The organism is Enterococcus sp. DIV1937, from assembly GCF_050535975.1.
Lineage (GTDB): Bacteria > Bacillota > Bacilli > Lactobacillales > Enterococcaceae > Enterococcus > Enterococcus faecalis.
The window spans coordinates 947635-959348 of record NZ_CP172909.1; the positions used below are offsets into that span (position 1 = coordinate 947635).

The following is an 11714-nucleotide window of genomic DNA, read 5'->3' on the forward strand; positions in this document are numbered from 1 at the left end:
CAACAATGTTATCAATTCGTGAATATTTAGAAGCTGGTGAAACAACAATCTCAAACTTACTATTTGATCATTACCAAAAAATTGGTTTGAAAGATGATGAATTTCTCTTTTTACTGCAACTTTTTCGTTCGCAAAATGCAGGCGATTTATTTCCAGACTTAATGGCGATTGCAGAGACGATGGGTAAAACGCCAGATACGATTTATAAGTTATTAAATCAATTGGTTTCTCGCGGTTTTATTCGAATTGAAACACAACAAAACCAAAAAGGTCAAATGATGGATACGTATGATTTACTGCCTGTTTTTCAAAAGATTCAATTATTTTTACAAACGAGCAAAGAAAAACAAGTTGTCGCAAACCACGAAGATGAAATTAAACAGCTTTACCAAGGCTTTGAAAAAGAATTCGGACGTCCACTTTCACCCATTGAATTAGAAATGATTGGTCAGTGGTTGAACACGGACCATTATTCCCCTGAATTAATCCGGTTAGCGTTGCGAGAAGCCGTTTTAAATCAGGCCTATAGTTTGAAATATATTGATCGTATTTTACTTGCGTGGGAGCGTAAAAATATTACCACCAAAGAACAAGTGGCTGCTGATCAGAAAAAACGAAAAGATTCTATGATTCAAAATGAGATTGAACAACAAGGTCAGACACAAGAAGCGCTACCAAAGGTTACATTACACAATTGGTTAAATCCAGAAGACAGTGAATAAAAAGGAGGTGGGCCATGCTATCAAAAGAGAAAACGATGGAAGCTATTGAAATTATGTATGAGATGTTTCCAAATGCAGAATGTGAATTAAAACATAAGAATCCTTTTGAATTATTAATTGCTGTGATTTTAAGTGCGCAAGCAACCGATGTATCGGTAAATAAAGCTACTCCTGGTTTATTCGCAGCTTTTCCAACTCCAGAAGCTTTAGCAGCTGCACCGGTGGAGGAGATTATTGCTAAAATAAAAACCATTGGCTTATATCGCAATAAAGCAAAAAATATTAAAGCGTGCGCACAACAACTTTTAGAACGTTTCAATGGAGAAGTTCCGCAAACCAGAGATGAACTGGTCAGTTTACCTGGCGTGGGGAGAAAAACAGCCAATGTAGTAATGGGAGATGCTTTCGGCGAACCGGCTTTTGCAGTAGATACACATGTGGAACGAGTGTCCAAGCGCCTTAGAATTTGTAAGCTAAATGCGAATGTTACTGAAGTTGAGCAAACCTTAATGCGTAAAGTTCCGAAAGAACTCTGGGTGAAAACGCACCATACCATGATTTTCTTTGGGCGTTATCACTGCCTAGCAAGAGCGCCTAAATGTGAAGCCTGTCCGCTACTCTATATGTGTCAAGAAGGCAAAGAACGGATGAAAGGGAAATAACATATTTTTTTCCTAAAAAAGCGAGCCACAAGTCCAACCGACTTGTGGCTCGCTTTCTTTTTTGATGTTTAAGAAACGCAACAAATGATTGCGGTTTCTTAAAAATTGATTTAGTATAGACAGTGTGGTATATACTAGGAAATTTATTTTTTTGAAGAAAGATAGGCGATGAAATGACAGAAAATGCACCCAAATTTAAGCAAATTTCTGCAGAAATTGAAAAGAAGATTCGAGACGGTCTGTATGTAAGTGCACAAAAATTACCTTCAGAGTATGATTTAGCTAAAGAATACAACTGCAGTCGCTTGACCATTCGTAAAGCGATTGATGATTTGATCCGCAAAAATATTTTGGTAAAACGACATGGTAAAGGTAGTTATGTGATGTCGCAAGCGAAAATTCAAAGTGGCCGCGCTGGCTTACAAGGTTTTACTGAGGCAGCCAAAGCTTACGGGAAAAAAAGCCAGACAGAAGTCATTTCCTTTGAAGAAGTAGTACATCCCGATGAGAAAATTCGGGAGGCGCTCCAAGTGGGCAAAAATGAGGCAATTTATGAACTGATTCGCCGCCGAATGTTAGACGGCGAGCCAATGACAGTTGAAAAAATTTATTTGCCACAGGCATACGTACAAGGCCATACGAAGCAAGACTTCGAGGGCTCTCTTTTCTGCTTAATCGAGAAGAACGTCGAGATTGCTTATTCGCATCAAGAAATTGAAGCAATCTTAGTTGAAGCGGAAATTTCCGAATTATTGAATGTTCCTGTGGGCCAGCCACTTTTACAAGTCCACTCTATCACCTATGCGCTTGATGCAACCCCTATTTTATATGATGTCTCTTTATATCGAGCAGATCGGTACACATTTAAAAACACACTGACCCGCTATAGCCCGTCTGAAAACAACCAAGTGGAGCTAGGAGGTTCTTGGAACGAATGAAAATCAAAGAAGAAATAGCCGCTCAAAAAGATTTATTTTATGAAGACTTAAACAAAATTATCGCGATTCGAAGTGTGAAAGGGTCGCCTAAAAAAGAGGCACCTTTTGGCGAAGGACCGAAAAGAGCCTTGGAAGAAACGCTGAAACTGGCAGAGCGTTATGGTTTTCAAACTGGGATTGTCAATGACGCAGTTGGCTATGCGCAATGGGGAACAGCGGAAGAATATCTGGGAATTATTGGTCATTTAGATGTAGTACCAGAAGGTTCTGGTTGGTCAGTGCCGCCCTTTCAATTAACGAAAAAAAATCAACGTTTGTATGGTAGAGGAATTCTAGATAATAAAGGTCCTATCTTGGCTTGCCTGTATGGAATGAAATTACTGAAAGAACTTGGTTACCAACCAAAGAAAACCATTCGCTTAATGTTTGGCACGGATGAAGAAAGTGGGAGTGGAGATATCCCCTTATATTTAGAGAAGGAAAACGCACCCGTTTTTGGATTTACTCCAGATTGTAAATATCCAGTAGTTTATGGGGAGCGAGGGATTGTTAATTATGAGATCACAACGACCATCCCAGATGATTCAAGTGAACAAATTGGTCAGATTATAGGTGATCAAGCAAAAGACCACGTACCTGATCAATTAAGTGTGGTGATTGCGGGAAAAACAACAGCAATCACGGGAAAACGTGCTCCTTCCAATGCGCCAGAACTAGGCAAGAACGCGATTACTTTATTGGCACAGAAAATTAGCGAGGAACAGTTAGTCAAAGGAAATTTATTACAGTATTTCGACTGGTTAACCGCTAGTTTTCACGAAAAGCACTATGGCGAAGGAGTAGCTCTGGACTTTAAGGATCAGGATAGTGGGCAATTGATTTTAACGCCCTATGCGTTGGAAAAAAGAGGACAGCAATTGGTGTTATCATTGGCCGTGCGTTATCCTGTTTCTATTACAGAAAACGAAGTAACCACGCAGCTAACGAAGGCACTATTTCCAGAAAGTGAAGTGACCGTCATCCGCCGCCTCCCTAGTACGCTGTTTCCAAAAGATGAGCGCAATGTTCAAAAATTAACCAAGGTTTATGAACAAATTACTGGCTTAGATGGGACGCCAGTCACAACTACAGGTGCTACGTATGCTCGCTTTATGCCGAATATCGTTGCTTTTGGTCCATCATTTCCTGGTCAAAAAGGCATTGCGCATAACCAAGATGAATATATGGATGAAAAAGATTTACTGCTTAATCTGGAAATCTATATGCAAGCGATGATTGCATTAACAGAAGCATAAAACCAATAGAAGATACACGTATGAGAAGAAGCCAATGTTTTTCGTAGAGGTCGCATACGTGTATCTTCTATTTTTCTGTATAAAATTTCATTTTCAGTATATACAAAACAGTATATACTAGTTTATAATGGTGGAGAAATGTAAGCGTTAACGAAAGGGCGGATGGAAAATGACTTGGGGTGCAATTGCGACATGGCGGATGGCACATGATGGGTTACTAAAAGCTACAGAAGAATTACAACAAGGAGGTGCTGCAGGCACGGCCGTGGAACAATTAATTAAAGAAGTAGAAGACTATCCTTTTTATAAGTCAGTGGGCTACGGCGGTTTACCTAATGAGGAAGGGATTTTAGAAATGGATGCTGCCTATATGGATGGAGACACATTTGCAATTGGTGCTGTGGCGGGAATTACAGATGTTAAAAATCCGATTTCAGTGGCTAAAGCATTAAGTAAAGAGAAGTTTAATAGTTTTCGTGTTGGCGCAGGTGCAACGAAATATTCAATGTTGCACGGTTTTGAAAGAAAGAATATGTTGACAGAACGCGCTAATCAATGGTGGCAAAAGCGTTTAAAAGAAATTCAGGAAAATCAGTTGAACCCCTATGATGGGCATGATACTGTCGGCGCTATTACGTTAGACCAAACAGGATCAATGGCAGCTGGCACTTCCAGTTCGGGACTCTTTATGAAAAAAGCAGGACGTGTTGGTGATTCACCACTGTCAGGTTCTGGTTTTTATGTTGATAGCGAAATTGGTGGTGCTGCGGCTACAGGCTTAGGTGAAGATTTAATGAAAGGCTGTCTTTCTTATGAAATCGTTCGTTTAATGGGGGAAGGGCGCTCGCCACAACAAGCATGTGATCAAGCCGTCTATGCTTTTCATGAAAAATTGACCCAACGTTATGGGAAAGCAGGAGCTTTTTCACTAGTGGCCATGAACAAACAGGGAGACTGGGGCGTAGCTACGAATGTGGAATTTACTTTTACGGTTGGTACTGATATGCAGCAACCAGAAATCTATATTGCAAATCCAGGCAAGAATCATACCACAGAGATTCAGCCGATTTCACAAGAATGGTTAGCGGCCTATGAAAAAAGAATCAAAGCACCAATTGAATAAATGAGGAGAGTGAAGGAACATGAGTAAAAAACAAATTTATCTTTTTTGTGATGCAGGGATGTCTACAAGTATTATGGTGAATAAAATGATGGAAGTGGTGGAAAAACATCAAATGCCTTTAATGATTACTGCTTTTCCTATTGCAAGAGCACAAGAAGTGGTTGAAGCAGAGAAGCCTGTTGCTATTTTATTAGGACCACAAGTCCGTTTTTTATTAGAAAAAACAAAAGAACAATTTGCTCCTCAAGGGATTCCTGTCGCTGCAATTGCGCCAGAAATTTATGGCATGATGGATGGCGAAAAAGCATTGAAAGAAGCGCTGCGGTTAATTAAGCAAAATAAAAAATAATAGATAGGAGTGACGACCGTGCAAAAATTTTTGGATTGGTTAGAGCGCGTATTGACCCCTTTGGCAAAAGTGATAGGAGAAAATAAGTATTTAGTAGCGATTCGTGATGGCTTCCTTTTATCAACGCCCTTGTTGATTGTTGGTTCGGTCTTCTTATTAATTGCTAATTTTCCTTTGCCACAATGGGATACTTGGATGTCTCATTTGCTTGGTAAAGACTGGGCGACAATGATGTCTGTTCCAGCTAGTGCTAGTTTTGATGTAATGACTATTCTGGCCGTTGTCGGTATTGCCTATAGTTTAGGAAAACAATTCAATGTGGATGCAATGCAAGCAGGAATTATCGCATTGGTTTCATTTTTTATTGTAACGCCTTATCAAACATTATTTACACCGGAAAATAGTTCAAAGGTTTATGAAGTTACTAGTTTACCTTTAAAATGGATGGGTTCCAGTGGCTTGTTTTTAGGAATGATTGTCGCATTAATTGCGACTCGTTTATTTGTGGCCATTGTTCGTAAAGGGTGGACAATAAAAATGCCAGAAGGAGTGCCACCAACAGTGGTTAAGTCTTTTGAGGCCCTGATTCCGAGTTTTTTAGTTGTTACTCTCATGTTTTTAGTCAATTGGCTGGCTGCTTTAACTCCTTATGGTAATTTACAAGATGTTATTTTTGAATTTCTACAAACGCCCTTATTGAGTCTTGGTAATACCTTAGGTGCGATGAGCATTGCTTATTTATTTTTACACTTCTTTTGGTTCTTTGGCATTAACGGAGGTAGTGTGGTTGGCGCAGTCTTTAATCCTGTTTTGCGGGCATTGTCTGTTGAAAATTTACAAGCATTTAAAGACGGTCATGAAATTCCCAACATCATCACTGGACAATTTCAAGATATGTTTGCAACATTTGGTGGCGCCGGTTCCACACTCTCATTAATCATTGTGATGGTCTTATTCTGTAAAAGTCAACGAATTAAAAAGCTTTCGCAACTTTCACTAATTCCTGGTGTTTTTGGGATTAACGAACCAATCATTTTTGGGTTACCAATTGTTTTAAATCCAATCCTTTTAATTCCATTTGTTTTAGTACCCGCAATTAATATTATTATTGCCTATTTTGCTATGGATTGGGGCTTAGTTCCATTGACGAACGGTATTCAATTGCCGTGGACGACCCCGCCAATTATCTCAGGATTTTTAGTCAGCGGTTGGCAAGGATCAATTCTGCAAGCTCTCTTATTGGTACTAGGAATGTTCATTTACTATCCTTTTATTCGAGTTATGGATGACCAATATTTACGTGAAGAATGGAAAGCACAAGAAGAAGAGAGTGAAGAAATTGATTTTGATTCCTTTGACTTCGATGATTTATAAAAAAGGAGGAAATAGGCGTGAAAAAAATCCTTTTAGTCTTAAACCACAGTTTAGCAGGATTTGGCAGTGATGAACAAGCTCAGCTGAAACCAAGTGGTAAAAAAGCTCCCTTAGGTCCAGGGGTAACATTGCTACCATTTTTACAGAAGCAAGGAGCGGAAATTGTTGCGACACTTTATTGTGGTGACCAATATTATTTGGAAAACGAGGAAGAGGTAGCAAAGAAATTTATTGGCTTTGCAAAAAAGTTTCATGCCGATGCGGTTCTTTGCGGACCTGCCATGCATTATCCTAATTTTGGAGAAATGGCCGCTCATCTAGCTTGTAAGTTTAATGCTGCAGGCATTCCTGCAATTGCAGCGATGGCAGAAGAAAATCCAGCAGTTAGTCACTATTATCAGCAAGTACCGATTGTGAAGATGCCCAAAAAGGGCGGCATTGGTTTAAATAATTCGTTTAAACAAATGGCGCAATTGGTCGTGGCAAAAGCAAATGGAAAAGAAACCAAACAGTTAGAAGAAAAAAGTTGTTTTTAATTGTTGATAATCTAAAGAGAAATCCAGAATGAACACATGATTGTGTTCGTTTTGGATTTTTTGCTTTTGTTTAGCGAATGTATGTTCTATAATAGGGAGGCAGATAGGTGGGATTACGTGAAATCAACGAGAAAAATTGCGGTTCGTCAAGTGGTCGAATTTATTTTAAGGCGGGGAAGTATCGATTCTCGCCATGTGAGTGAACATACACCACAAGAAGGTAGTCGCCTTCATCGAATGTTGCAAAAGGAAGCGGGGAGCCTTTATCAAAAGGAAGTATCTTTAAAAATTGAGGTGCCTTTAAATGGCCATAATTATTGTGTAGAAGGTCGTGCAGACGGCATTTTTGTGAAAGAAACTGGGCAAGTGGTCATTGATGAAATTAAAACATCCGAACCAGCGTTTGAAGAATTGCCGCCAGAAAAGGTCGAATTGTTTTGGTATCAAGCGATGTGTTATGGTCACATGTATTGCCAACAAGAACAACTTTCTGAAATAACGCTTCAACTCACTTATTATCAGACCACCACAAAACAAATCACACGACAAGAACGCCATTTTACAGAAGCTGCATTAGCGGAGTTTTTTACTGATTTGATGAAGCGCTATGAACAGTGGGTAATTTTTAAAGAAGAGTGGCGTATTTTGAGAAATAAATCATTAAAAAATCTTAGTTTTCCTTACGGGGAGTATCGCAAAGGGCAACGAGAATTGGCGGTAGCCGTCTATAAAACAATTCTTAGTAAACAGCGGCTCTTCGTGGAAGCACCAACTGGAACAGGCAAGACAATGTCCACTCTTTTTCCAGCAATGAAAGCAATTGGTGAAGAAGAAGGTGAACGGATTTTTTATTTAACAGCTAAGACCATCACGCGGCAAGTGGCTGAAGATGCCGTCAAAGCGCTGTCCGAAAAACAAGCGCAAACTAAGAGTATTACGTTAACAGCAAAAGATAAAATTTGTTTTTTAACTGAACGAAATTGTACACCAGAACATTGCCCGTTTGCTGACGGCTATTATGATCGTTTAAATGAGGGACTGTGGGATTTATTGCAACATGAAAATCATTTAACGAGAGAGGTTATTGAACGGTATGCACAAAAGCACCAATTGTGTCCATTCGAGTTGTCGCTAGATGCAAGTCTTTGGTGTGATTTAATTATTGGCGATTACAATTATCTATTTGATCCAACGGTTTATTTACGGCGCTTCTTTGAAGAACCCCAAAGTGCAGAAGAGAATATTTTTTTAGTGGATGAAACCCATAATTTGGTTAATCGTTCACGGGAGATGTATTCGGCCGCTATTTCTAGGAATGCGGTTTTGCAAATTCAAAAAAGATTGCAAAAAGAATCTATTCAATTAAAAAGAGCTTGTCAAAAAGTCTTAACTACGTTTGATGATATTGAAGCAATCTGTGAAGAAAAAGACACGGATTTTTTTGCCCAACGCGCGCCAATTGATTCATTAGTTAAACAGATACAGCGATTAACAGAAGTAATTGCAGAATGGTTGCCAGAAAATCAACACATTGAGGAATTGGCGTCGATTCTCAGTTTTTATTTTGATTGTTTAAGTTATCTTCGAATCAGCGAGTATTACGACAACGGTTTTTATACGTCTATTTCTTTGCGAAACTATGACTGCGTTGTGAAACAATTTTGTGTCGATCCGGCTTATTTATTGTCACAACGATTAGATAAAGGGAAAGCGAGTATCTTATTTTCGGCAAGTTTAACACCTCTGAATTATTATCAAGAAGTGCTTGGTGGAGGTGAAGAAAGCCTACGTTATCGGATTCCGTATCCTTTTCCAGAAGAAAATCAATTGTTGATGATCGGTAGTCATCTTCAAACAACCTATAAAAACCGTGAAAAAAGTTATCCACAGATTAGTGAACTTTTAGGAAAGTTAAGTGAAACAAAAACAGGTAATTATTTAATTTTCTTCCCTTCTTATGCCTATATGGATGATGTCTATCAAGTATTTAGCCAACGTTACCCGCAAGTAAAAACTCAAATTCAGGGAACGGACTTAAACGAAAAAGAGCGAGAAGCATTTTTAGCTGAATTTAAAGAGAATCCTCAAGAAACTTTCATCGGTTTTTGTGTTTTAGGTGGTATATTTTCAGAAGGAATTGACTTGAAAGGTACCCGATTGATTGGTACGATAATTGTTAGTGTCGGGCTACCACAAATGAATCCGGAGCAAGAACTGATTCGCACTTTTTATCAAGAAGAGCGAGGGCAAGGGTTTCAATTTGCGTATCAAATTCCTGGCATGAATAAAGTCTTGCAAGCGGCTGGACGTGTCATTCGAGATGCGGAAGATAAAGGCTTTGTGTTGTTATTAGACGAACGATTTGAATTACCAAGTGTCCAGCGTTTCTTTCCGCCGCATTGGTTGGCGCATCGAAAGGCAAACACCAATGAACAACTCATTCAACAAGTGAAACAATTTTGGTTAAAAAATAAAGAAAACAAAGGAGGAAACAAATGAAGACCATTTTAGTCCTTCATACAGGTGGGACCATTTCCATGTCGAAAGTAGCAGGAGGAAGTGTTGCCCCGAATAAAAAAAATCCGTTGATGGAACAAGAAGCATTATTTTCTGGCAAGGTTCATTTAGTTGTCGAAGATATTTTTAATATTCCCTCACCACACATGACCTTAGAACGGATGTTTCAATTAAAAGAACGGATTCAAAAAGCTTATTCTGAACCAATTGATGGCGTGGTTATTACGCATGGAACAGATACATTAGAAGAAACAGCTTATTTTTTAGATATAACCTTAGAGAAAAAAATTCCCATTGTTTTAACAGGAGCAATGCGGTCAAGTAACGAAATCGGTAGTGATGGCTTGTATAATTTCATCAGTGCTATTTGGACTGCTTGTTCAGACGAATCGTACGATAAAGGTGTTTTAGTCGTGATGAATGATGAAATTCATACGGCGCGTTATGTGACAAAAACACATACAACGAACGTAGCAACGTTTCGGACGCCAACTTTTGGACCAATTGGAACCATTGCGAAAGAACGTGCTTTTTTTGCGAAAGAGGTCTTACCACAAGAAGTTTGCGATGTTTCTTCTGTGAAAGGAAATGTTCACGTAGTGAAGGCCTATGCGGGGATGGGTGAACGGATGTTTGAATTATTAAACACCCCAGAAACGGATGGGTTAGTAATTGAAGCGCTAGGCGCGGGTAATTTACCGCCAGAAACGCTCCCAGCATTACAAAAGATGCTAGACAACGGGATTCCAGTCGTTTTAGTTTCTCGTTGTTCCAATGGCATTGCTGAAGATATCTATGATTATGCTGGTGGTGGCGTTGGCTTGAAAAAAATGGGGGTCGTTTTTGCCCGTGGTTTAAACGGACCGAAAGCGCGGATTCGTTTAATTGTTGGTTTAAACAGCGAAAAAAATCCTGCAGAGTTAAAAGAATTTTTGGAACAGTAACTAATTTTAAGGAGAAAATAAATGAAGTTGTTTGAACGCATTCATCAAGATACTGAAATTCGACAAATTTATGATGCAATTGGTCAAATGGAAGATGAAGAAGCTGGGTGGGCATACCATAATTGGTTTCATGTAACCAATGTCGTAGCCATGACGGAAATGATTTTGAAACAACTTGCTGTTTCAGAGGAGTATTTAGAGGCGGCAAAAATTGCGGCACTGCTCCATGATGTGGGTGCGCTACAAGGAAAAGCAGGACATGCACTTCGTGGGAAACAATTTGCAGAAGCATATTTTCGTAAGCAAAAGATTTGTTTGCCTTATCAAGAAGAAATTTTATCTTCTATAGAAAATCATAGTAATGGCTTTGATTCGGAAGAGTTAATGACACTAGCGCTAATCATTAGTGATAAGTTAGATATTACAACCTCTCGTGTTGCAAAGGCTGGTTATTTCGTGCCAGGAATGCGGCAATTTCAATTTTTAAAGAAAATTGAAATTATGCTTTCAGAACAAGAGGTTTGTGTCGCGTTTACGGCAGAAGAAGAACTGGATTTAGAAGAATTAAATGCGTTTTATTTTATGCCAAAGGTCTTCAAAGCAATTGCCGCTTTTTCAGAAAAAATTCAACGCCGACCAATCGTTTTATTGAATAATCAAGAATGGCCGGTACCAAAACAAAAAAATCCTTCAACTGTTCATTAACAGTTGAAGGATTTTTTTAGCGATAATTGTTAAACTCAAGAGCCATTGGTAAATCTAATTCTCGTAAAAGAGCCATGACTTTTTGTAAATCATCCCGACTTTTTCCAGTTACCCGAATTTTGTCTTCTTGGATTTGTGACTTAACTTTAATCCCAGAGTTTTTGATAGCTGTGTTGATTTTTTTTGCATTTTCTTTATCAATACCACTGATTAAATCACCATATTGGCGAGCAGTACCGCCTAAGGCTTTTTCACTTTCTGAGAAATGAATATTTTTAATCGGAACATTGCGTTTGACTAATTTTCCAAATAAAATATCCTTCACTTGCTCGACTTTATAATCATCTTCAGCTACGACTACTAGTTTATCGTTTTCCAATTTAATATCAGCAATTGACCCTTTAAAGTCAAAACGATTTTTCAATTCTTTCAAGGCAATTTGAATTGCGTTTTTGACTTCCTCCATATTGACCTCTGAAACTACATCAAAACTTGCTTCTTTTGCAGCCATGTAAAAACCTCCTAAAATATTCTTTGCTTCATCATATC

12 protein-coding genes are annotated in these 11714 nt (G+C 38.7%); 11 read left to right on the plus strand and 1 reads right to left on the minus strand.

Annotation, left to right across the window (positions count from 1 at the left end):
• The first annotated feature begins 5 nt into the window (after positions 1 to 5).
• The 11 genes from IGL13_RS04650 (at position 6) to IGL13_RS04700 (ending at position 11165) form a co-directional block, all read left to right on the plus strand.
• A complete protein-coding gene (locus IGL13_RS04650) occupies positions 6 to 722 on the plus strand; it encodes a DnaD domain protein (protein ID WP_002361632.1) in 717 nt (238 codons plus the stop codon).
• A 14-nt stretch (positions 723 to 736) separates the two neighbouring features.
• Positions 737 to 1384: an endonuclease III gene (nth, locus tag IGL13_RS04655; protein WP_002357985.1), complete on the plus strand. Its 648-nt coding sequence runs from the start codon at positions 737 to 739 to the stop codon at positions 1382 to 1384.
• A 173-nt stretch (positions 1385 to 1557) separates the two neighbouring features.
• On the plus strand, positions 1558 to 2322 hold the full coding sequence (locus IGL13_RS04660) for a GntR family transcriptional regulator, LSA1692 subfamily (protein ID WP_002361633.1): 765 nt from the start codon (positions 1558 to 1560) through the stop codon (positions 2320 to 2322).
• Complete coding sequence (locus tag IGL13_RS04665; RefSeq protein ID WP_002386630.1) at positions 2319 to 3617, plus strand: Sapep family Mn(2+)-dependent dipeptidase; 1299 nt, start codon at positions 2319 to 2321, stop codon at positions 3615 to 3617. The genes IGL13_RS04660 and IGL13_RS04665 overlap by 4 nt, the downstream gene beginning before the upstream one ends.
• Positions 3618 to 3786: 169 nt before the next feature.
• On the plus strand, positions 3787 to 4740 hold the full coding sequence (locus IGL13_RS04670; protein ID WP_002361636.1) for a N(4)-(beta-N-acetylglucosaminyl)-L-asparaginase: 954 nt from the start codon (positions 3787 to 3789) through the stop codon (positions 4738 to 4740).
• Positions 4741 to 4759: 19 nt separating this feature from the next.
• Positions 4760 to 5089: a PTS sugar transporter subunit IIB gene (locus tag IGL13_RS04675; RefSeq protein ID WP_002357981.1), complete on the plus strand. Its 330-nt coding sequence runs from the start codon at positions 4760 to 4762 to the stop codon at positions 5087 to 5089.
• A gap of 18 nt (positions 5090 to 5107) precedes the next feature.
• Positions 5108 to 6463 (plus strand): PTS cellobiose transporter subunit IIC, encoded by a 1356-nt coding sequence (gene celB / locus IGL13_RS04680; protein ID WP_002384702.1) that lies wholly within the window; start codon positions 5108 to 5110, stop codon positions 6461 to 6463.
• A gap of 17 nt (positions 6464 to 6480) precedes the next feature.
• Complete coding sequence (locus IGL13_RS04685) at positions 6481 to 6999, plus strand: GrdB-related putative oxidoreductase (protein ID WP_002378193.1); 519 nt, start codon at positions 6481 to 6483, stop codon at positions 6997 to 6999.
• A gap of 36 nt (positions 7000 to 7035) precedes the next feature.
• Positions 7036 to 9498 carry a helicase C-terminal domain-containing protein gene (locus IGL13_RS04690; RefSeq protein ID WP_002401447.1) on the plus strand — a complete coding sequence of 821 codons (2463 nt, stop codon included), beginning with the start codon at positions 7036 to 7038 and terminating at the stop codon, positions 9496 to 9498.
• Positions 9495 to 10460 (plus strand): asparaginase, encoded by a 966-nt coding sequence (locus tag IGL13_RS04695; RefSeq protein WP_002378195.1) that lies wholly within the window; start codon positions 9495 to 9497, stop codon positions 10458 to 10460. Before IGL13_RS04690 ends, IGL13_RS04695 begins: the two co-directional genes overlap by 4 nt.
• A gap of 21 nt (positions 10461 to 10481) precedes the next feature.
• Complete coding sequence (locus IGL13_RS04700) at positions 10482 to 11165, plus strand: HD domain-containing protein (protein WP_002378196.1); 684 nt, start codon at positions 10482 to 10484, stop codon at positions 11163 to 11165.
• A 16-nt stretch (positions 11166 to 11181) separates the two neighbouring features.
• Here IGL13_RS04700 and IGL13_RS04705 read toward each other — a convergent pair whose 3' ends face one another.
• Positions 11182 to 11676 (minus strand): YajQ family cyclic di-GMP-binding protein, encoded by a 495-nt coding sequence (locus IGL13_RS04705; RefSeq protein ID WP_002357974.1) that lies wholly within the window; start codon positions 11674 to 11676, stop codon positions 11182 to 11184.
• Positions 11677 to 11714 lie beyond the last annotated feature (38 nt).